The following is a 22,270-nucleotide window of genomic DNA, read 5'->3' as shown; positions in this document are numbered from 1 at the left end:
TAATGCAAATATGATTTGAGAATAAGCTTATAACGAAATGTTATTTTAGAACTAATAATTCTAAAGAATGATTATAGTGTAACAAAAATAAGTCAATAAAAGAGCGCAGGCGGTAAACCTGCGCACTGATTAATAGACAATGATTAATAGATTAGTAGCGTGCGTAACGCTCACGATACCGGTCAACCCACATCAATGTTGCACCACAAACTGCAACAGGCATGATCACTAAGTTGACAAAAGGGACCATCATTAACAGGCTGATAACGCCACCAAATTGAACGTTTCTCATCCGTTCTTTGGCAAGTGCTTGCTTCATTTCGCCGAAGCCAACACGGTGGTTATCAAACGGGTAATCGCAATATTGGATTGACATCATCCAAGCACCAAATAAAAACCACAGTACGGGGGCGACGGTTTGGCCAATACCGGGTATGAAAAATAAGATCAGTAACCCAATAGCGCGAGGTAAGTAGTAACCGATTCGGACAAACTCGCGTTTTATCATGCGAGGAACATCTTTTAATAACTCCGCGACGCCAGTATCTGGCGACGGTTTACCTGTTAGCTCCGCTTCGAGTTTTTCTGATAGCCAGCCGTTAAAAGGTGCCGCGATAATATTGGCTATCGTACTAAAAAAATAAGTAAACACGAGCAGTATTGAGATAACAGCGATTGGCCAAATAACATAATCGAGCCATTGTAGCCAGTCAGGAATGTAACCCATTACTTGGTCAATCCAGCCACCAAGCTTGGTATATAACCACCAAAATGCGCCGCCTAAGAATAAAATATTGGCTAATAGGGGCAAAATAACAAAACGTTTGATACCGGGACGAGTGATTAATCTCCAGCCTTGTGTAAAATAATAAAAACCAGAATGGTCTTTTTGTGTCGAAAATGTCGATTGGGTCATACTTCTTGTTCTCTCCTTTTCGGTTGACCATGTATCATATAGATATGAAATTAGGCTGACTAGCCATTATTCGCTTAAAAAAGCAGCAAATGAAAGCGGAATATTCTCTTTCTTGTAAGAAAATCGTTCTGGGGGTTGCACTTAGAGCAATTGAGAAATAATCTTAAGGTAGTTTCCGCCGTGTTGGCATTATCATTCATCAACTAGAGATAGCAGCGATGCAGGATTTGCGTCTGATATTAGTGGTCGTAGGTGCGATAGCGATTGTCGCTTTATTACTGCATGGTTTATGGACCAGCCGTAAAGAGCGCTCAAAGTTATTTCGCGACAGACCCGTAAAACGTAGAAAGAACGATATGCAAGAGAACTCATCAGAATATGATGATTCTGCATTATTTACTGAAAATCAACCTACTCAGCAGGCGCCTGTTCATCCGGCTGCAACTGAGCCTGTATATCCGGTAAAAAATGAGTCTCCAGTTGAACCTAATATACAGCCACAGGTGTCGGTTGAACCTGACATTATTATGAATAGGGAGCCAGAGGCTAAACCGCCAGTTCATAATGAACCTACGCCGCATCAACGTACTGAACCTGTTCATGTACCTGAGCAACTCACCATTAACATGAGTGAGGAAGTGGCAATAGAGCCTGAAATTCGTACTCAGCCGGTTACGGGTATTGCCGCTGAACCACATATTGATTCAACTAAATTAAGAGAAGAGCCTCAGCCGAGCACCTATGAACAAGAGACGCAGCATATTGAGAAGAAAGCTGAGCCGCAGGAAGCTCCTGCTACAACAAGTAGCAAGGAGACAGTTCTGGTACTTCACGTAGCCGCTCATCAAGGACAAGAACTGCAAGGTGAGTTATTACTGCAAAGTATTTTACAAGCTGGTTTCCAATTCGGGGAAATGAAAATATTCCACCGTCATGTAAATCCGTCGGGTACGGGACCAGTGCTGTTTAGCCTGGCTAACATGGTGAAACCGGGCTCATTTGACCCTGAGACAATGGCTGACTTTAGTACGCCAGGGGTTTCCATGTTTATGATGGTACCGTCTTATGGTGATGCAGGGCAAAATTTCAAACTGATGTTACAAGCCGCTCAACGTATCGCATCAGATGCGGGAGGCGTCGTTCTTGATGACGAACGCAAAATGCTGACACCTCAAAAAATAGAGGTGTATCATGCTCGAATTAGAAACACATTAAGTTAAATAAACATTAAACAAAGCCCCCATTAATTGGGGGTTTTTTATCTGTATGAGTGGATCATGACAACCAAACAAGAAATAGACGAATTAAAAAAACAGTTACGTCATCATGAATATCAATACCATGTATTAGATGCGCCTGAAATTCCAGACGTTGAATATGACAAGCTAATGCAACGTCTAAAAGAGATTGAGGCGCTGCATCCTGAACTTGTTACGAGTGATTCACCAACTCAACGTGTTGGTGCCGCACCATTAGCGGCGTTTGATACCGTACGCCATGAAATACCTATGTTATCGTTAGATAATGTTTTTGACGAAGAGAGTTACCTTGCGTTTGATAAGCGGGTAAGAGATCGTTTGAAAAACCATCAAGAGCTGACTTTCTGTTGTGAGCTTAAACTTGATGGACTCGCGGTAAGTTTGTTGTATGAAAACGGTGAGTTAGTACAAGCTGCGACTCGTGGTGATGGGACAGTCGGTGAAAATATTACCGCGAATGTTCGAACCATACGCGCTATCCCATTGCGTTTAACCGGCAGTAATATTCCAGATCGTGTTGAGATCCGCGGCGAAGTTTTCATGCCCCAAAAAGGGTTTGAAGCGCTGAATGAGCAAGCACGTAAAACAGATGGCAAAGTCTTTGCGAACCCACGTAATGCGGCTGCGGGTTCTCTGCGTCAATTAGACCCACGTATTACCGCCAAAAGGCCACTCACTTTTTATTGTTATGGTGTTGGGTTAGTGGAAGGTGGCACGTTACCAGATACACATTATGACCGTTTGATGCAATTCAAAGCATGGGGGTTACCAGTTAGTGATTATGTTCAATTACGAGTTGGTCATCAGGCCGTATTAGATTTTTACCATGAAATTGAGCAAGTTCGCCCTGATCTTGGCTTTGATATCGATGGGGTAGTCATTAAAGTTAACTCAATTGCGATTCAAGAAGAGTTAGGTTTTGTTTCTCGAGCACCTCGTTGGGCGACTGCGTTTAAATTTCCAGCTCAAGAGCAAGTTACACTATTAAAAGATGTGGAATTTCAAGTTGGGCGTACCGGTGCTATCACGCCAGTGGCGCGTTTAGAGCCCGTGCAAGTCGCGGGTGTGGTAGTCAGCAATGCGACGCTGCACAATGCAGATGAAATTGAACGTCTTGGTGTGCATATCGGTGATACGGTCATTATTCGTCGAGCAGGGGATGTTATTCCACAAATCGTCAGTGTTGTCGTTGATAAGCGCCCCGCGAATAGCCGTGAAATTGTTTTTCCAACTCATTGCCCTGTATGCGGCTCTGATATCGAACGAGTCGAAGGTGAAGCGGTAGCGCGCTGTACAGGTGGGCTGATTTGTGGGGCACAACGCAAAGAAGCGCTGAAGCATTTTGTCTCACGCCGAGCAATGGATGTCGATGGCATGGGCGATAAAATTATCGACCAGTTAGTTGAAAAAGAGTATGTCAAAACTCCAGCAGATTTGTACCAATTAAGTGCAGGCATTTTAACTGGCCTCGATAGAATGGGGCCGAAGTCGGCACAGAATCTGGTTGATGCACTCAATAAGTCTAAACAAACGACGTTGGCTCGCTTTATTTACGCTCTTGGAATTCGAGAGGTTGGTGAAGCCACAGCGGCAAATTTAGCGGCGCATTACACCACACTTGAAGCCGTGATGGCAGCAGATGAAGAGTCACTAAAAACAGTTCAAGATATTGGTCATGTGGTTGCGAAACATGTGGTTAATTTCTTTCATGAAGCCCATAACCAAGCAGTGATTGATGATTTAATCAATAAGGCGAACATTCATTGGCCAGAAGTAAAAGTTGTAAATAGTGCAGAAATCGACAGCCCATTTGCAGGTAAAACGGTGGTGCTAACAGGGTCAATGAGCGTATTGACGCGTGATGAAGCCAAAGACAAGTTAGTGGCTTTGGGCGCAAAAGTCTCAGGAAGCGTCTCGAAGAAAACAGATTTGGTCATTGCAGGGGAGGCCGCAGGTTCTAAATTAGCGAAAGCAAATGAACTTGGCATACGCGTTATCGATGAAAATGAATTGATTCGTTTGCTGAATATCCAATAGTGAACTATATTCAATTTGGCTTAGTTGCCTACAATCTCTGTAGGCAACAATTTTATACGCAGGTTGTTGTAAGTCTTAACTTAAATTCTCAGTAAAATTTCTGTGCAAAAAAAGCGAATGGTAGGAATTGTTATCGTTGAAACGTGATCGCCTTCTTCTTTTTGCAAAATACACCTAGTAAGCTTTCATATTAATGTGACGTCCATCTCATTTAAATGTTACCTATTACATAGAATATGCACCATAGACTGATTCTTAAATTTGTTGGAGTCGCATATGACCTCGATCCTGCATTTCGTTTTATCTTTAGTTGTAATCGCAGCTCTTGCCATTTTAGCTAGTAGTAACCGTAGAGGGATCCGTCCTCGCTATGTTGTTCAACTGCTCGTTATTCAAATTGCATTAGCGTATTTGTTCTTGAAATCGAATATTGGCGAATCTTTTGTTCTTGGTGTGGCAGGGGTATTTACCCACTTGCTAGGCTATGCAGCAGAAGGAACCAAATTTATTTTTGGTGGCATGATTGAAGGAAACTTAGCGTTCTTCTTCTTACAAGTGTTATGCCCAATCATCTTTATTTCTGCGTTGATCGGGATTTTACAGCACATCAAAATTCTTCCTATCGTGATCCGTATTATCGGTACCGTATTATCGAAAGTGAATGGTATGGGTAAGTTGGAGTCTTTTAACGCAGTCAGTTCATTGTTATTGGGTCAGTCAGAAAACTTTATCGCATATAAAGACCAATTGAACCGGATGTCAGACCGCAGAATGTACACCATGGCAGCAACAGCCATGTCAACGGTATCTATGTCTATCGTTGGGGCATATATGACCATGTTAGAGCCACGTTTCGTGGTCGCTGCATTGGTTCTGAATATGTTTGGTACTTTCGTCGTACTGTCACTGATTAACCCTTACCCACCGGAAGGTGAAGAAGATATTCAAATGAGCAACCTGCACGAAGGGCAAAGCTTCTTTGAAATGTTAGGTGAATATATTCTTGCAGGGTTTAAAGTAGCGATTATTGTTTCAGCGATGTTGATTGGTTTTATTGCTCTTATTGCGATGATTAACGGTATTTTCTCAGCTGTATTCGGTATCGACTTCCAAACTATGTTAGGTTACGTGTTCTATCCGTTTGCATGGATGCTCGGTATTCCTGCTGATGAAGCCTTACAGGTTGGCGGAATTATGGCAGTGAAAATGGTCACGAATGAATTCGTTGCGATGGATGGTTTACAAGCGATTGCTGGTGGGTTATCTGAGCGTTCTGTTGGTATCTTATCGGTATTCTTAGTGTCTTTCGCTAACTTCTCATCCATTGGTATTATTGCGGGTGCAATTAAAGGATTAGATGAGAAACAAGGTAATACTGTGGCTCGCTTCGGTTTAAAATTACTGTACGGTTCAACCTTAGTTAGTTTCTTATCTGCAGCGGTGGTTGGGTTAGTTTTGTAATCCATTAAAACATGCTAGATTACGAAACGGCGTTCAAATGAGCGCCGTTTTTTTATGCTTTGATACGAAAGAGAAATCACAATGGAAAAACAAGACCTCATTGATATGGCCAATACGTATATGCCATTTGGTAAATATAAAGGGTGCGTATTAATTGATTTACCCGAAGAATATTTATTATGGTTCTATAAGAAAGGAGAGTTCCCTGCTGGACGTTTAGGGCAATTAATGGAGATGACCCTAGGACTAAAAATAGAAGGCTTAGAAGGGCTGGTAAAACCTTTAAAACGGGGTTAATCGTGGCCTAGTGCGTGAGTAATTTTCTGACTTAAAGCAATAAATAGTTTCTGTTCTTGGGGGGTTAATGCTGCTTTGACCTTAGCTGCATTTTCAGCACGCCCTGTAGCTGCACGCTGCAAAAAATGATGCCCTTTGTCGGTTAAACGGGTGATCAGCTCCCGTCTATCTTCTTCAGATTGATATTGCTCGACAAATTCATAAGATTTCAGAACTCGAAGAAACTTCGATAAATTTTGGCGAGAGAGCCCAAGTGATTGGCTTAACTGGCTTGGTGTTAAATCCCCTTTTAATCTCAATATCTCTAGCACATCATATTGACCCCAAGTTATTTGCTCAGGGGTAAAGCTAACTCTGCGTGCAACTAGCGTACATTGCAGCAGGGAAAGTGCATCTTCAAGAGAATTTGGCATTATGAAAACTCCGTAACATTCAATCTATTGAGTATATATTGATTTTAATAATAAGACGACTAGTTGATTAACTTTAGTTAATTAATTATAGTTAACTAAAGTTAATCATAATTGAGGTGAGTTATGGGTAAGTTTAATCAGCGAGTGGCATTGGTTACAGGGGCATCGACGGGTGTCGGTTTTACTATTGCACAAAAGCTGTATTCACTTGGTGCGATAACGGTAATTACGGGGCGTAATGAGGTAGCTTTACAGCAAGCCGCTAAAGAGATAGACCCAACAGGACAGCGTGTCTATGCCATAAAAATGGATGTCGCAAATGCACAAGACTTTAAAACAACAGTCGAAAAAATTGAGCAGCAATACGGTGTTCTACATTATTTAGTGAATAATGCAGGGATAACTGGCCCTCATGGTGTCAATATTGAGGATTATCCTTTAGAGGCTTGGCATGAGGTGATTGAAACCGATATAACAGGGACATTTCATGGTATGAAGTACAGTATTCCTGCGATTTTGCGTAGTGGTGGGGGAGCTATCGTCAATTTATCAGCTTGCAATGGGGTAACAGGGATAGCGGGTATAGCACCATACACGGCAGCAAAGCATGCAGTATTGGGGTTAACACGTTCCGCAGCCTTAGAGAACGCTCAAAAAGGTATCCGTATCAATGCTGTTGGCCCTGGCTATGTAGAAACTCCGAATATCAGTGTATTACCCCAGGAAACGCAGCAATGGATGGCCTCTACTCACCCAATGGGCAGAATGGCGACTCGGCAAGAAATTGCTAATGTGGTGGCCTTTTTGTTATCAGAAGAGAGTAGCTTTATAACCGGTGCATTTATTCCTATTGATGGTGGTTATACCGCGCAGTAATTCATAATCTAAAAGATATTATTGATTTAAAATGGAAGGGGTGAATAGCGACTTTTAGTCTTTAAGTGATTGGTGGAGCTAAGCGGGATCGAACCGCTGACCTCTTGCATGCCATGCAAGCGCTCTCCCAGCTGAGCTATAGCCCCAATCGAAATGTTTTGTATTGTGCCACCTAACAGGGAATTAGATGGTGGAGCTAAGCGGGATCGAACCGCTGACCTCTTGCATGCCATGCAAGCGCTCTCCCAGCTGAGCTATAGCCCCAAACAAAATCTTTTGGACGGGATGCATCATATTCAAGCTAAGTTAGAGTGTCAATAAAATAATCGGGTTTTAGGTTTAATTGCTGAAATATAGAACATTTTGCAGTCAGCTGAGTAGGGAAGGGAGATTGAGGCAGAGAATTGGCCCCCAATAAATTGGAGGCCAATAATTAAAATTATTGAGCAGAAGCTTCACGTTCAGCAATAAACGCTAAGGCTTTTTCAATACGAGCGATAGAACGAGCTTGGCCGATAGCGTGAACAGTGACATCTAGGCCTGGAGATTGGCCAGCACCTGTCACAGCGACACGTAAAGGCATACCCACTTTACCCATGCCCACTTCTAACTCAGCTGCTGTCGCTTCAATAGCTTGGTGAACATTTTCAGCCGTCCAATCAGTGATCGCAGCTAACTTAACTTTTACCACTTCTAATGGCTGGCGAGCGACTGGGCGCAAATGTTTCTTAGCAGCATCTGCATCAAACTCGTCAAAATCTTGGTAGAAATAGTGGCAAGATTCGGCCATTTCTTTCAATGTTTTGCAACGTTCACCCAGTAATTTGATTAGATCAACTAATTGAGGCCCTGTGCTGGTATCAATATTCTGTTGTTCAATATGCCATGCAAGATAGGTTGCAACTTCTTCTGCTGGTAATGTATTGATATAATGATGGTTTAACCATTGTAGTTTTTCAGTGTTAAACGCGCTTGCTGATTTACTGATAGCATCAAGGCTGAAATATTCTTTCATTTCATCAACAGTGAAAATCTCTTGGTCGCCATGAGACCAACCTAAACGCACTAAATAGTTAAGAAGTGCTTGCGGCAAGTAACCATCATCACGATATTGCATAACGCTAACAGCACCATGGCGTTTTGACAGTTTTTTACCATCATCACCTAGGATCATCGAAACGTGAGCATACACAGGCACTGGTGCCCCTAATGCTTTTAGAATGTTGATTTGGCGAGGCGTGTTGTTGATATGGTCTTCACCACGGATAACGTGGGTAATTTCCATATCCCAGTCATCAATAACCACACAGAAGTTGTAAGTTGGTGAACCATCAGTACGACGAATAATTAAATCGTCCAGCTCTTGGTTACTAAATTCAATTGGCCCACGAATTTTGTCGTCAAAAATAACGGAACCTTCTTGTGGGTTACGGAAACGAACAACGTGTGGCTCATCAGGTGTATGGTTGTGGGCATGGTCACGGCAGCAGCCATCATAACGAGGCTTTTCGTTATTTGCCATTTGCTCTTCACGCAAAGCTTCTAAGCGCTCTTTCGAACAATAACAACGATAAGCGGTACCTGCATCTAACATTTGGTCAATGACATCATTATAACGGTCAAAGCGTTTAGTCTGATAGTACGGGCCTTCATCCCAATTTAAATTCAACCAGTTCATACCGTCCATAATGGCATCGATAGCTTCCTGAGTTGAGCGTTCTAAGTCAGTATCTTCAATACGCAGGACAAATTCGCCCTGATTGTGGCGACTAAATAACCAGGAATACAGAGCGGTACGTGCACCACCAACGTGTAAATAGCCAGTTGGGCTTGGCGCAAAACGGGTTTTGATTTTACTCATCGAGATTGCCTTAATTGCAAAACATGTTTTTGAAGCGCTTATCTGTTTACTGTTTAGAAGACTAAAAACAGGCACAATTGACTTGATGGCGAGTTTGATGTTCTAAGCAGTGAAATGTCTAAGCATTGCTAAAATGTATATCTATTCTATCATCCTACAATGATTCCTCAATCAAGTTATCAGAATAGAAGGCAAGAAATTAGTTTGTTTCGCCAAATTTGACATAAATAAATACGCTTTAAAAATAGTTTATGTTTTTTCTTAAAAGAATAACGAGAAAATGATAGGTAATTGATTAAAAAGGCGGCTTTTCTGGCGAATATTGAAACATCTTGATTATTTTTGCAACGAACGAAAAAAATCTATTGAAAAAGCGTTGACTCAGAACTCAGTATCCCTATAATGCACCTCCATCGACGACGGGGCGATTAGCTCAGTTGGTAGAGCACCTCCCTTACAAGGAGGGGGTCAGTGGTTCGAGCCCGCTATCGCCCACCACCGTTGACGATGAATGATAAATAATTGGGCGATTAGCTCAGTTGGTAGAGCACCTCCCTTACAAGGAGGGGGTCAGTGGTTCGAGCCCGCTATCGCCCACCAATTATTTATTACAATGTGGTAGTATAAGTCATGAAGTGGGCGATTAGCTCAGTTGGTAGAGCACCTCCCTTACAAGGAGGGGGTCAGTGGTTCGAGCCCGCTATCGCCCACCACTTCATTCATTACTCGCATTAAAACACAAATTTAGATGGGTCGTTAGCTCAGTCGGTAGAGCAGTTGACTTTTAATCAATTGGTCGCAGGTTCGAATCCTGCACGACCCACCATCTAAAGCCTCTAGTAGTAAAAAGAAGTAATCCAGATGGGTCGTTAGCTCAGTCGGTAGAGCAGTTGACTTTTAATCAATTGGTCGCAGGTTCGAATCCTGCACGACCCACCATCTCAAAGTCGTAAATTCGAATACATCCCCAATCAAGTAAACACTCAGTCGCTAAGCATACCTCGACAAGCTGGTTGCAAGTTCAGGCCGAAGGCTAAATTCGCAGAATTTAAATCCTGCACGACCCACCATCTCAAAGTCGTAAATTCGAATACATCCCCAGTCAAGTAAATACTCAGTCGCTAAGACATACCTCGATAAGCTGGTTGCAGGTTCAGGCCGAAGGCTAAATTCGCAGAATTTAAATCCTGCACGACCCACCATCTCAAAGTCGAAAATTCGAATACATCCCCAATCAAGTAAATACTCTGTCGCTAAGCCATACCTCGATAAGCTGGTTGCAGGTTCAGGCCGAAGGCTAAATTCGCAGAATTTAAATCCTGCACGACCCACCATCTCAAAGTCGTAAATTCGAATACATCCCCAATCAAGTAAACACTCAGTCGCTAAGACATACCTCGATAAGCTGGTTGCAGGTTCAGGCCGAAGGCTAAATTCGCAGAATTTAAATCCTGCACGACCCATCATCTCAAAGTCGTAAATTCGAATACATCCCCAATCAAGTAAACACTCAGTCGCTAAGACATACCTCGACAAGCTGGTTGCAGGTTCAGGCCGAAGGCTAAATTCGCAGAATTTAAATCCTGCACGACCCACCATCTCAAGTCATTAGAAATCAAACATAACTTTATTACAAATTAAATCTAACGAATATACACATGTTTTGTAAGTTACATTCTCTAAGTAGCATGATAAAGGGGCAAAAATTAATGATCGCGTCACTCGCTTTATATGCAGAATAATTCAGAATGTATCTTATAAAAGTCCTTTAGTACTTACATCTAAGTTTCAATATGGTACTAGCAGGATATATTTGGTGCGTTATAGAATATAATGATTTCACTATGTATAAATGAGAGAATAAAGCTGCGAGGATAAATATCGAGTGTGGGATAGAAAAAGTAAATATAATTTTTTATAAACGAATATTATTATATAGTAAATGTAAGATACTATAATATAGCAATAAATCCTGTGATTTTGTTTGTTTTTGAAGTTTTACGTCAGTTTGCACACAGCAAAAAACAAAAAAACAGTTAAATCAAAAACGCATTGTCGATGAAAATTATTTTTCATAATTTTGTGATATTCATCTAGTAAAATGAATAATAAGCTTTCTTAACGTTATGGTTTTGTTATGTTTGGTACTTGAATATAATAAATCCATATTTTGCTACTTTAAAAATTTAGTATTTTACTAATTGTAACAGACTGGCTGGTTTTTTAATGTACTGATATTTTGTCAAATTAGAGAGTTTTAGAGATAAAATTGACTGTTTTTACTATTTTTTACATAAAAGTATCATGAATACAGGTTTTATCATTTCAGACCATGTTAAATTGTATCAATAACATTAATATTGTTACAGTGTTAAATAATTCTATTTATTTCCTTTATTTTTAGGTTATACATCGGCCATATGGGTCTTTTTTAGATGAATATTCCGAGGGGGGAGGGGTGTCTTTTGGATTACTATCAAATGAAATTACACATATTTGGTGTAACTGAGTGATTTTAAAGTGTTATTTTGCTTTTAAATGCATAATGTATAGCATGAAATACTTTGTTACATAGTTGCAATGTCAATTTAGGACTAGTTGAAACTAATTATAAGGGTAGTATATCATTCTTTCCGATATATGCTGAATCGTCTATAGCATTATCACTGTTATACACATAAATATAAAAAATAAAATATGCAGGTAATTATCTGTTAATTTTTATTTCCTTAATAATAAATTGAAGCGAGAATGTTTATGAACACGAAATATCCTGTCGCTTGTGCAGTTGGACAAAAAATAAAAGCCCTTAGAAGAGCTCAAGGCTTTACTGTTTTTCAGTTAGCTAAAGAGATAGATATAAGTGAACAGCAGCTATTTCGTTACGAGCGTGGTGTTAATCGTATTGATATAGACTGTCTTGTTCGAGTGCTAAAAGTTTTAGACGTTAACATGGGTGAGTTTTTTAGTGAAGTCCTACAAGAGGATACTCAAGTAGATGAGGACACAGCTAATAAAGGGTTTGAAAGTTCTGCATACACCCTTATATAGCCGAATAAACCATATTGTCCCAGAATGAAACGTAATTAGCTCTCATTCTTACCTGTTTAAATTAGGAACGTAAATTAAATACATTTGCTGTTTATAGTTTAAATAAGACAATATCTATTATTATCCTAGGTTTCATAAAAGAACAAATAAAAGCCCGAAAGGGCTTTTATTTTTGTATCTTTGAACTAATTATTACTTAACATTAGAGTCATTATCTCTAGCACATTTATGTGTAATTAACCTTCCTGCGCTTTAATAGGTTCTAATATTACGGTTATGATGCGTGTGCCTATCATTTCTCCAATTTTTAATTGCAGTTGTTCTAATTTCATGACGGTATCTTGTAAAGGTTCCGATATAGAAGCATAAATAAATTGGTTAAGGGTTCTTTCATCACCATTATCAATTTGGATACCATAAGATGAGTGGATCTCATTTAACCGAGTCGTTCCTTTTAAACTTAACCCGGTATCGGGTAGTTCAATAGGCGTGTTTTCAGAGATGTTTTTTTCTGAAAATAGATGTTCAAGAAAAATACGATTTTCAGGTTTAAGAACAACAAATAAATGATCATCAGCATGAAGCGTAGTTGACCCCCTTGGCGGTAAAACACTTTTTTCTCGCGTGATCATAGCAATGACAGTTTGGTCAGGTAATGCAAGTTGTGATAATCGACGACCTACTACAGCGCAATCCTCACCTAATGTATATTCCACTAAATCTGCATCTATTTGGTCTACCGCGGTAATATCTAACGTTGCTGCAGGGATCAATGGCGGTGGCTGCATTAAATTTAATTTACGTGCAACATAAGGTAAGGTTGAACCTTGTAATGTTGCTGAAATTAATACCACAAAGAAAACCACGTCAAAAATCAGATGGGCATTAGGTAAACCATAGATAAATGGGAAAATGGCGAGAATAATAGGGACAGAGCCACGTAATCCTACCCAAGAAATTAATGTAATTTCAGGTTTAGGGAAACCAAATAATTTTAGAACCGGTATTACAGCTAATGGCCTTGCGATAAACGTTAAGACAAGAGCAATAATTAAACCCTCAAGCCAGACTTCAATTAGAGAACTTGGGTTGACAAGTAGCCCTAACATAACAAACATGATAATTTGGCTTAGCCATGCTAATCCATCATGAAACAAAAAGGTATTGCGTTGAAAAACAAACCGATGGTTACCAATCACCACACCAGTAACAAAAATAGATAAGAAGCCACTACCTTCTAAATTACTCGCGAGTCCAAAAGAAAGCAACCCACAAGCAGCAACAAGCACAGGATACAACCCAGTTGCGATTAGTTTAATCTTATTGATAATTTTGACTGAAACCCAGCCAACACTTAAGCCAACAACTGTACCTATCCCCATTTGGCTAAAAAATAACAGAATTAATTCACTACCTGAAGCTTGTGGATTCATTAAGAGTTGTAATAAGCCAACAGTTAAGAATATGGCTGTCGGGTCATTGGTTGCGCTTTCTATTTCTAACGTCGATTGCAGGCGTTCATTTAAATAGATCCCCGCGTTGCGCAGTAAGGAAAAGACGGCGGCAGCATCGGTAGAACCGACGATAGCGCCTAGTAATAGCCCTTCCAGAAGAGGGACGTCGAGGATATAAGCAGCCGCGAGACCAGTCACCCCAGCGGTTACAAGAACGCCTAGCGTTGCTAGTGTAAAAGACGGTTTCCAAACTAGACGAATAGATTTTACTGATGTTTGTAGACCCCCATCAAATAAAATTAAAGCAAGCGCGAGAGAGCCAACGGCATACGAAACATTAACGTTATCAAACGTAATCTTACCTATCCCATCTTCACCCGCTAGCATGCCAACAAATAAAAACATGACAAGCATGGGTAAACCGAGCCTAGCGGACAGTTTGCTAGAAAAAATTCCCAAAAGAATGAGTATAGAAATCAATAAAATGAGCTGTTCAATAGTTGGCATAATCAGTTTAATCTGTAAGTGAATAAAACGCTGACGATGCATCGTAAAGCGCGCGTAGAAAGCAAAAACAACAAAATAGCAAGACGACTAAATATACATTGAGAATAGATTATTTTAGCGAAAAGCGGATAACATCCATTAAAATATATATCTACATGATTATAATATAAATAAATTTAAATAATTTGATTATTTATCGCATTTCTCACTATAAAAAAGCGTTAAAACACGTAAAAAATTGATAGATATGAATAAGTAAGCACTAGAGTGAGTTTTATTGTTAATTTTTTCTATTAACGATAATTATGGTGTTGGGGCTCGCCACAAGTCTTAAGGGGGATAATCGACACTTATAAAGTAAGGTAAAAGAGAGAAGGCCGAATATATTTTCGACCTTTTCCACGAAACTAATGACTAATGGAAGCGCGCTTTTTTCGCTAAATAGTCACCAATAAATTGCATGCCTTGTACGATAATTACTAATGTAACAACGGTGATAGCCATTGCAACATTATCAAAACGCTGGTAGCCGTAGTTTAGTGCTAAGTCACCGACACCTCCACCACCAACGGCTCCTGCCATTGCGGTTGCACCAACTAAAGTAATGCTGGCAGCGGTTAAACTTAGAATTAATGATGACTTCGCTTCAGGTAGAATAAAGTGCCAAACAATTTGCCAATTTGTTGCTCCCATAGAATCAGCCGCTTCAATAATACCTGAATGTACACTGAGTAATGAGTTTTCAACTAAACGTGCAGTATAGGGGGCAATAAAAATCACTAATGGCACAATTGCTGCAGTTGTTCCTATTGAGGTTCCTACCATAAAGCGTGTAAGGGGGATCATCGCAACTAATAAGATGATAAAAGGCAATGAACGAATAATATTAATTATCGGGTTCACAATGCGATAAATACATTTATTTTCCCAAATACCCTCTGGCCTCGTTACAACAAGTACGATACCTAATAGGATCCCAAATATAGAACCTAATACGAGCGCAATGCTGACCATCGTAAAGGTTTCTGACATCGCTAATAAAAACTGTTTCGCCGTTAAAGCGGTTTCGAATAATTGTGTCATAGTGCCCCCTGATTGACTGCAACTCCGCGTTGGCGAAGAAAAGAGACGGCTTCATCAATTTTTTCTTTATCACCAATAAATTGGACAAACATACTGCCCAGCACGACACCACTGATCTCTTTCATATTGGCAAATAAGATATTTATTTTGACAATTTCTTTGAGTATTAACTCATTAACGACAGGTTGTTGTGCGGAAGCCCCTAAAAATTCAAGACGATAAACATCTTGTTGATGTTCTAAGTTATGCAGAACGCGTTCTGGAATTTCTTCGTTTAATACGGTTCCTACAAATTTCTTGGTTGTGTCATGGCGTGGGTTGGCAAAAATATCAAGTACAGTTCCTTCTTCGACAATTTTGCCAGACCCCATAACAGCAACACGGTTACAAATTTGTTCAATAACTTCCATTTCGTGAGTAACTAGCAAAATAGTAATATGCTGTTCTTGGTTGATCTTTTTTAGTAATTGCAAAATTGAGCGCGTTGTTTGCGGGTCGAGTGCTGAAGTGGCTTCATCACATAATAAAATTTGTGGGTTGTTGATCAAAGCACGCGCAATACCCACACGCTGCTTTTGCCCACCAGATAACTGCCCAGGGTATTGGTTTTTTTTATCACTAAGCTCGACATATTCAAGAATGCTATCAACTCGCTGATTGATTTCTTGTTTATTGACACCTGAGAGTAATAAGGGCATCGCAATATTTTGAGCAACAGTTTTCGTTTCTAGCAAATTGAAATGCTGAAAAATCATACCGATGCTTTTTTTATGTGAGCGCGTTTCTGCTGGGGTATGCTCAGCAATATTTTGGCCATTGATAATAACGGCACCACTGGTTGGCTTTTCTAATTGATTAACCAAACGGATCAGTGAGCTTTTACCAGCCCCGCTATAACCAATAAACCCAAAGATATCACCTTTATTGATATGCAAATTAATGTCTTGCAATGCAACTAAAGACTGCCCATCTTTTTCATAAACTTTTTGAATGTTTTGAAAGGTAATCATAATCTACTCTACACTATCAGCTAATTGCACACGTTCTGAAGGCGGTACAGCGGGTTGCCACTCATCCCCCAATAATTCAGCTTCTTGGCTAGTTTTAACTTGCTCAAGGTGTTGCTCTTGGTAGCTTAGGTACAATTGAGCTGCAATATGGTCAGCCAATCGTTCTGCCCCAATATTCGTTCCAGGGATTAACCCTATGACCGGGCCCATACTGAGCGATGCACTTAAGTTAAAACAATATAACTGATTGATTTTTAATGTATCTGACTTGTTTTTAGCTTGAAATTCAAAATGATTACCTAAATAAGGGTGTGAAGCTAACTCTGCATTTTCTTCATGAATGGATGGCGTGTATGCATCCCCCCATGTTTTAACTAGCGGAGATAATTGATGAAAAGCGCTGTGTTTGGCCCAATTAATCCGATAGCCAGTTGCTAAGATTAAATAATCTAATACGAATTTGTCTGTTGTTGTTGTGACATGCAATTTTTTATTTTTCAATTCAATAAATTTAACTTGGGTATTGAAATTGAAATAAGCATTTTTATGGCGAGAAACTCTCAACGTGCTGCCATGAGGAGCTGGCGTTTTGGCTTTGGCAACATAATCAGTGTAATGCCACTTCTGAGCATCTGTAAAATAGGCATACGCATTGGTAAATCCTGCACTTCCAGCAACTTTTCCTCGATTTACTCGGGGCATGTCGCTAGCGCGGATCAAAATCTCAACTGAATTAGCACCATTTTCTAATGCCGTTGCTGAACTATCCATCGCACCGGCACTATATCCAACAACACCAATGTCTAAGCCTTTAAAACGACGATAGTCAGTACCTGCATATGAATGTTCCCAATAGGTCGTTGGGATATCATTCATAAAACTAGGGATATTAGCTTCACTAAAAGACTCCATACCCGTCGATAAAATAACATGTTGCGCTTGATACCTGACGGTACCGTTAGGAGTGTCAAAAATTAATTCACGGTAGTTATCGTTTAATTGCACATCGACTAATTGGTATTGATTAAGTACATAGGGTTCTGTCATGGTTTTATACCATTGCAGATATTCTCCCCACTGCAAACGTGGAATTTTATCGAGTTCATCCCATTTTTGAATGCCAAACTGGGCTTTAAACCAAGCTTGAAAAGTTAAAGAGGGGGATGCAAGCGCAGGGCCAACCACATGTTTTGGGGAACGCAATGTTTCCATTAATGCAGGGCTTTGCCATGGGCCTTCTTTGCCAGCAGGGGCTTGGTCGAAAACAATTGCATTGATACCTCGTAATTTCAGAGCGAATGCGGCTGTAATTCCTGACATACCCGCACCAATGATAGCGACATCAATAATTTGGTTTTCAGGGTTATTTTTTGATAATGACCAAGACGTTATTGGTAAATTTAAATACTGCAAATCTTGTTTTATTTGCGCTTCTAATGCCTCTAAACCCATAATCAGTTCCATTGAATTACTCCTTATCCTCTACTATTTCAAAGGGCTCACCCAGCGATAACATTAAGCGGTTCGCCCATGAAAAGAAGGCCGTTGATTGAACTAAGTCAAGTAATTCAAGTTCAGATAAACCCAAGTTTTGTAACTCTTTAATTTGTGATGGTGTGGCTTGGATGGGGGTTGCAGATAAAGAGGCGACTAAATCTGTGATGGCTAGGAGTCTGTCATCAAAACCTTCAGCAAGTACTGAACCCGTCGCAGTTGCTAGTAATTTATCAACATCAGCACGTCGTTCTTTTGCATACTGACTGGCTTTTCTAGCATGTACAGAAGCGCAGTATATGCAGCCATTAACTTTGCTAGTTACGGCCGCAGCAAATTCACGTTCCCAGCGAGGTAACCCTTCTGAGGTATAAAACACGCCTCGGTCAACTAAAGTTCGTAACTCTAAAATTTTACTTTGATGGGCGAGCAGTAAAAAATATTCAGAGTTTAATTGACCAAATTTTTTCATGACTTGGGCTTCTTCAACGGATAGCGTTTTTGCATCCCTTGCTGAAATCCAAGCTTCCCATCCTAAATTATCTTGTGTAAAAGCCGTTGGTGAAGGTTTTCCTTTGCGGGTTAATGGTTGGTGGTTCCATTTACCAGCCACAACTTTAGGTGAGTTATGTGTAAGATGACTACTATTCGTCAGTAACAGAACCCCTTCGATTAGCCGAGCTTGATAGGTGACATAAGTTATTAATTGAGCAAGTAAAATGATGTCACTTTCTTGCCAACCTTGTTCAGCTAACGCAGCAATTAATTGGTAATGGGTATCTTTAGGTGATTGTGTTAAAACTTGCAGATATTCTTTTGCTGTAGCCAGTGGTTTGCTAAGAGGTTCATCAGGCATTGAGTTTATTAATTGAAAATAAAATTCAGCTAGGCGGGGACTTCCTGTCATTTTTGCAACTTCATAGGCAAAATAATATTTCACATTATTTGTGAGAAGTGTCGATGGTGCAGAAAAAATGGCTTCAAATACGGCTTGAGTATTTTCAGTCGCCACCGCGCGTTCATGGCGAATTTTAGCTAGGCTGGAATCTGGTGTTAAATTAGTTAAAGAATTAATTACATCATTATAGGAAATAGTCATAAAGCAACTCACTTTTTTTAAATGTTTTTTATCTCCTTCATTACATATCAATCACATTACTAATCGAACGATCTGTTTGTTATATGCTTATAACCAAAAGGAATCAAATGCCACTCTTATATTACTTTAGTATTAAGTTATAACGATATAGTCTAAGTTGTACTCTCTAATTATGATTATACTGCCTAAAATATCTTTACAGGGCTGTTATCTATGTTAAAACAAAAATTAATAAATTTATCTTTAATTACTACTGCTTTAGCGGTGCTGGCTGGGTGTGGCGATAATAGTGAAAAAGATAATCCTAATAAAAAACAAATTACAATAGGTTTTGGTGTTGGCAATTATATTGACCAAGTAGACAAAGGTATCGTACCGATTTTAGAGAAAAAAGGTTATACCGTTAATTTGCGCCAATTTTCACAGAATAGACAAATAAATCCTGCTTTTGAAGAAGGCTCTATTGATGCTTCTGTAAATCAAAGCCGTGCCTATATGGAGGCTTATAACAAAAAAAATAATATTAATATGGTGGCATTGACAGACTCACCGAGTGCGCCTCAAAGTCTGCGGTCAAATAAACATAAAACACTGGATGAAGTGAAAGACGGTATGATTGTTGCGTTATCTAATGACCCCGTTAATGCAGAGCGTGGCGCGAGGATCTTGGAAAAGTTAGGTTGGATAAAAATTAATCCAGATGTGAGTACATTAAGTTTTAGTGTTAATGATATCTCCCCAAATGAATATAACTTAGATATTCGAGAAACCGATGCGGCACAAGGGTTGCGATTATTAGATGATGTTGATTTTGTTGTTGTGAATGGTAACTATGTGGCAAGTGCTGGCCAACGTATTGCTGATGGTTTAGTTGTAGAAAATTCACCGCTAGAGCATCGCGTTATTGTGACTGTTATGCAAAAAGATTTAGATGCTCAGTGGGCAAAAGATTTGAAAGAAGCTTTTGAGTCTAAAGAGTACGCAGATTATATTCGTTCGCAGCGTATTTATGATGGTTTTATTGAACCTGACAGCTGGAACAAATATCCTAAATAAAATCCTAGTCTATTTTTTATTCTGATTATTACGTTGACCACTAATTTTTATTAATTAGTGGTTTTTTCTATATAAATTAAATATCTTACTGATTTAATATGAAAAAGATTCGTGTTGAATTTGTAGACAACAGAATGTTTTTTCGTTATTTAATAGGTTAGGAAAGGCATTATAAAAATAGTCTGTAGATAAGTTTATTTAGACAATAGAACTGACAGGGGAAAATATGAGCAATGAATTAATAGATGCATTTAATGTAATAAAATCTAAAAAATGGGTTGATTTGACACATAGCTTCGATAAAGACTCACCACATTTTTTTATGTTTGACTCTGCCGAATTTAAAACATTATTTGGCTATCCAGAAGGTTTCTTTGCACAGCAATTTACATTTCCAGGGCAATATGGCACCCATATTGATGCTCCTTGTCATTTCGTTGAAGGGAAACGTTATTTACATGAGCTCGAATTAAAAGAACTTGTTCTGCCACTGATTGTTATTGACCAGTCAGAAAGGGCCAAAGAAGATCCTAACTTTGCATTTTCTCTCGATGATATCCTTAATTTTGAAGCGAAAAATGGTCGAATTGAATCAGGGAGTTTTGTTGCATTACGTACGGATTGGAGTAAACGTTGGCCATCACAAGAGCTTATGGATAATAAAGATGATGAGGGCAATAACCAAATACCGGGTTGGGGAATGGACGCACTCAAATTTTTATTTGAAGAACGCGGTATAAAAGCGATTGGACATGAAACATTTGATACTGATGCTGCAAAAGATTTTCGAAAAAATAATGCATTACTCGGTGAGTATTACGTATTAGAACAAGATACATACCAAGTTGAATTACTTGCTAATTTAGACCAAGTGCCTACACGTGGCGCGGTAATTTTTAATATCGTCGCTAAACCAAATAATGCCAGTGGTTTTCCTGTTCGTTCTTTTGCGATATTGCCATAGGAAATATAATGATAACCAATCTGCCAGTGTGATAGCAGATTGGTTAAAACGACTATAACGCAAGTAAAATCCAAGCAGCGGCTAATAGCATACACAATAGCGCGACAATTCCCCCTGATTTAGAGAACTCACCGAAAGAAATTTTTACGCCATATGCCGCTGATTGCTCAACGACGATAATGCCAGCAAGGCTACCGAAGACCAGTAAGTTACTTGAAAAACCAGAACCCAATACGAGAGCAGCGCCTAACGAATCGGCATTGCCTTCAGGTGTTAAGAAGGGGACGAGTAGCATGACTGAAGGGTTGTTTCCAACGATAGTACTTAGGACGCCTGTCACTAAAAATAGGGCTAATGGGTTATTGAGTTCCACACCGTAGTTTCGCAAATCAGTTAATAATTGCTGAGGTAGTCCTGTGGCGGCAAAAGCGGCATTGACAACAAATAGCCCCATGATGAGTAATAAAAGATTACCATCAACGAGTTTAAGCATATCACTCGAGGCAATAGATCGATTTAATAATAAAAATCCAGCAGCCGTTAATGCAATAAGTTCTTTAGGAATATCAGTCACAATAAAGGTAATGATGACTGCGAAAGTAATGACACCCGCTTTTGCTGTCTCCCAGACATCTAATGTTTCTTGGGTTGATTTAGGGGGAGTTGAGAGCGTATTTTCTTTAGTCAAATACCAACGATGACGATATAACCAAACGAGTACTAACCATGTTAATGGTAAGGAAAGCAGGGCTGGTATTGCTGATGCCAGTAATAAGCCAACAAACGAGATATCAAGCCCTTGTGCTGCGATCATATTTTGTGGGCTACCAATTAATGAACCTGCGGCCCCGTTATTCGCTGCGAAACAAAAGCCAAGTAAAAAAGGAATTGGGTTTAAACCGCGAGATAAACTAATTGATACTAATAATGGAGTCATCGCGACAACAACAACATCATTAGTGAGCAATGCGGAAAGAAAGCCACCAACAAGAATTAAAACAGCGAGTAATATCGGGGGCGAAACTTTTAGCATTGCGACTTTATTTGCGGTCCAGCTATAAAAACCAGACACAACAAAAGAAGCAGAAACGACCATAAGCCCGAATAACATCCCAATCGTTCGGTAATCGATAGCATTCCATGCATGGGGAGGGGTAATACTACCAATAGCCATCATAGCTAGGGCACCAATAACCGCAGCGCCAGTTCTATCAACTTTGAAGCCGGGTAGCTTACCAAAGCCCATCGCAATATAAACCAAAAGAAAAACAATAACGGTTGACGTCATGATATTCACATTTTAATTAAGAAAATTAGAGGTAATTTATCGGTGAAGACCAGACGAAGCAAGGTTAAATAATGTATTGATAATAATACGTTGTCGTTAATTCAATTTAAGATTATCGCAAAAAGATGATGGTAATAATGAAAT

General features: G+C 39.6%; 18 protein-coding genes and 7 tRNA genes. 13 read left to right on the top strand and 12 right to left on the bottom strand.

Annotated features, from left to right (window positions below; all coding sequences use genetic code 11):
• Window positions 1–151 precede the first annotated feature (151 nt).
• Window positions 152–916, bottom strand: coding sequence for a sulfate transporter CysZ (gene cysZ / locus CYG50_RS11845; RefSeq protein ID WP_102137572.1), 765 nt, complete (start codon window positions 914–916; stop codon window positions 152–154).
• 218 nt (window positions 917–1,134) lie between these two features.
• On the opposite strand from cysZ, the gene zipA reads away from it, so the two are divergent.
• The 4 genes from zipA to CYG50_RS11825 all read left to right on the top strand — a co-directional run bounded on the left by zipA (window position 1,135) and on the right by CYG50_RS11825 (window position 5,970).
• Entirely contained in the window at window positions 1,135–2,136 is a 1,002-nt protein-coding gene (gene zipA, locus CYG50_RS11840; RefSeq protein ID WP_102137573.1) for a cell division protein ZipA, read from the top strand.
• Between the two features lie 57 nt (window positions 2,137–2,193).
• The gene (gene ligA / locus CYG50_RS11835; protein WP_102137574.1) at window positions 2,194–4,212 is read left to right on the top strand and encodes an NAD-dependent DNA ligase LigA; all 2,019 of its coding nucleotides are present in this window, start codon (window positions 2,194–2,196) and stop codon (window positions 4,210–4,212) included.
• A 276-nt stretch (window positions 4,213–4,488) separates the two neighbouring features.
• The gene (locus CYG50_RS11830; RefSeq protein ID WP_102137575.1) at window positions 4,489–5,673 is read left to right on the top strand and encodes a NupC/NupG family nucleoside CNT transporter; all 1,185 of its coding nucleotides are present in this window, start codon (window positions 4,489–4,491) and stop codon (window positions 5,671–5,673) included.
• Between the two features lie 81 nt (window positions 5,674–5,754).
• Window positions 5,755–5,970 carry a DUF3820 family protein gene (locus CYG50_RS11825; protein WP_004912576.1) on the top strand — a complete coding sequence of 72 codons (216 nt, stop codon included), beginning with the start codon at window positions 5,755–5,757 and terminating at the stop codon, window positions 5,968–5,970.
• Here CYG50_RS11825 and CYG50_RS11820 read toward each other — a convergent pair.
• Window positions 5,967–6,383, bottom strand: a complete 417-nt coding sequence (locus CYG50_RS11820; protein ID WP_102137576.1) for a MarR family winged helix-turn-helix transcriptional regulator — start codon at window positions 6,381–6,383, stop codon at window positions 5,967–5,969. The two genes, CYG50_RS11825 and CYG50_RS11820, sit on opposite strands and share 4 nt — an antisense overlap.
• Before the next feature lie 123 nt (window positions 6,384–6,506).
• Here CYG50_RS11820 and CYG50_RS11815 point away from each other — a divergent pair, with 123 nt between their 5' ends.
• On the top strand, window positions 6,507–7,259 hold the full coding sequence (locus CYG50_RS11815) for an SDR family NAD(P)-dependent oxidoreductase (RefSeq protein WP_102137577.1): 753 nt from the start codon (window positions 6,507–6,509) through the stop codon (window positions 7,257–7,259).
• A 70-nt stretch (window positions 7,260–7,329) separates the two neighbouring features.
• Here CYG50_RS11815 and CYG50_RS11810 read toward each other — a convergent pair.
• The 3 genes from CYG50_RS11810 to gltX form a co-directional block, all read right to left on the bottom strand.
• A tRNA-Ala gene (locus tag CYG50_RS11810) sits at window positions 7,330–7,405 on the bottom strand.
• 42 nt (window positions 7,406–7,447) lie between these two features.
• Window positions 7,448–7,523: transfer RNA gene (locus CYG50_RS11805), tRNA-Ala, on the bottom strand.
• A 175-nt stretch (window positions 7,524–7,698) separates the two neighbouring features.
• Window positions 7,699–9,120 (bottom strand): glutamate--tRNA ligase, encoded by a 1,422-nt coding sequence (gene gltX / locus CYG50_RS11800; protein WP_102137578.1) that lies wholly within the window; start codon window positions 9,118–9,120, stop codon window positions 7,699–7,701.
• Window positions 9,121–9,542: 422 nt separating this feature from the next.
• Here gltX and CYG50_RS11795 point away from each other — a divergent pair.
• From CYG50_RS11795 to CYG50_RS11775, 5 genes are all read left to right on the top strand, one after another.
• Window positions 9,543–9,618, top strand: a tRNA-Val gene (locus CYG50_RS11795).
• A 26-nt stretch (window positions 9,619–9,644) separates the two neighbouring features.
• Window positions 9,645–9,720 (top strand) — tRNA-Val (locus CYG50_RS11790).
• 37 nt (window positions 9,721–9,757) lie between these two features.
• Window positions 9,758–9,833, top strand: a tRNA-Val gene (locus tag CYG50_RS11785).
• 37 nt (window positions 9,834–9,870) lie between these two features.
• A tRNA-Lys gene (locus tag CYG50_RS11780) sits at window positions 9,871–9,946 on the top strand.
• A 37-nt stretch (window positions 9,947–9,983) separates the two neighbouring features.
• Window positions 9,984–10,059, top strand: a tRNA-Lys gene (locus tag CYG50_RS11775).
• Between the two features lie 51 nt (window positions 10,060–10,110).
• Here CYG50_RS11775 and CYG50_RS11770 read toward each other — a convergent pair.
• Window positions 10,111–10,719 (bottom strand): hypothetical protein, encoded by a 609-nt coding sequence (locus CYG50_RS11770; RefSeq protein WP_102137579.1) that lies wholly within the window; start codon window positions 10,717–10,719, stop codon window positions 10,111–10,113.
• A gap of 1,158 nt (window positions 10,720–11,877) precedes the next feature.
• Here CYG50_RS11770 and CYG50_RS11765 point away from each other — a divergent pair.
• Window positions 11,878–12,171, top strand: coding sequence for a helix-turn-helix domain-containing protein (locus CYG50_RS11765; RefSeq protein WP_102137798.1), 294 nt, complete (start codon window positions 11,878–11,880; stop codon window positions 12,169–12,171).
• Window positions 12,172–12,407: 236 nt separating this feature from the next.
• Here the strand turns inward: CYG50_RS11765 and CYG50_RS11760 are convergent, their stop codons facing one another.
• From CYG50_RS11760 to CYG50_RS11740, 5 genes are all read right to left on the bottom strand, one after another.
• Window positions 12,408–14,174: a potassium/proton antiporter gene (locus CYG50_RS11760; protein WP_229597465.1), complete on the bottom strand. Its 1,767-nt coding sequence runs from the start codon at window positions 14,172–14,174 to the stop codon at window positions 12,408–12,410.
• 372 nt (window positions 14,175–14,546) lie between these two features.
• Window positions 14,547–15,215: a methionine ABC transporter permease gene (locus tag CYG50_RS11755; protein WP_102137580.1), complete on the bottom strand. Its 669-nt coding sequence runs from the start codon at window positions 15,213–15,215 to the stop codon at window positions 14,547–14,549.
• A complete protein-coding gene (locus tag CYG50_RS11750; RefSeq protein ID WP_102137581.1) occupies window positions 15,212–16,225 on the bottom strand; it encodes a methionine ABC transporter ATP-binding protein in 1,014 nt (337 codons plus the stop codon). Before CYG50_RS11750 ends, CYG50_RS11755 begins: the two co-directional genes overlap by 4 nt.
• A gap of 3 nt (window positions 16,226–16,228) precedes the next feature.
• Window positions 16,229–17,689 carry an FAD/NAD(P)-binding protein gene (locus CYG50_RS11745; RefSeq protein ID WP_102137582.1) on the bottom strand — a complete coding sequence of 487 codons (1,461 nt, stop codon included), beginning with the start codon at window positions 17,687–17,689 and terminating at the stop codon, window positions 16,229–16,231.
• A gap of 4 nt (window positions 17,690–17,693) precedes the next feature.
• Entirely contained in the window at window positions 17,694–18,818 is a 1,125-nt protein-coding gene (locus CYG50_RS11740; protein ID WP_102137583.1) for a CMD domain-containing protein, read from the bottom strand.
• Window positions 18,819–19,031: 213 nt separating this feature from the next.
• Here CYG50_RS11740 and CYG50_RS11735 point away from each other — a divergent pair, with 213 nt between their 5' ends.
• Together CYG50_RS11735 and CYG50_RS11730 are read left to right on the top strand one after the other, a co-directional pair.
• Window positions 19,032–19,874: a MetQ/NlpA family ABC transporter substrate-binding protein gene (locus CYG50_RS11735; protein ID WP_102137584.1), complete on the top strand. Its 843-nt coding sequence runs from the start codon at window positions 19,032–19,034 to the stop codon at window positions 19,872–19,874.
• Window positions 19,875–20,100: 226 nt separating this feature from the next.
• A complete protein-coding gene (locus CYG50_RS11730) occupies window positions 20,101–20,838 on the top strand; it encodes a cyclase family protein (protein ID WP_102137585.1) in 738 nt (245 codons plus the stop codon).
• Window positions 20,839–20,890: 52 nt separating this feature from the next.
• Here CYG50_RS11730 and CYG50_RS11725 read toward each other — a convergent pair whose 3' ends face one another.
• Complete coding sequence (locus tag CYG50_RS11725) at window positions 20,891–22,126, bottom strand: ArsB/NhaD family transporter (RefSeq protein WP_102137586.1); 1,236 nt, start codon at window positions 22,124–22,126, stop codon at window positions 20,891–20,893.
• Between the last annotated feature and the right edge of the window lie 144 nt (window positions 22,127–22,270).

Origin of the sequence: Providencia huaxiensis, from assembly GCF_002843235.3 — a bacterium.
GTDB lineage: Bacteria > Pseudomonadota > Gammaproteobacteria > Enterobacterales > Enterobacteriaceae > Providencia > Providencia huaxiensis.
The sequence above is the reverse complement of the archived record's forward strand: the minus strand, read 5'-3'. Positions and strand labels throughout refer to the sequence as shown.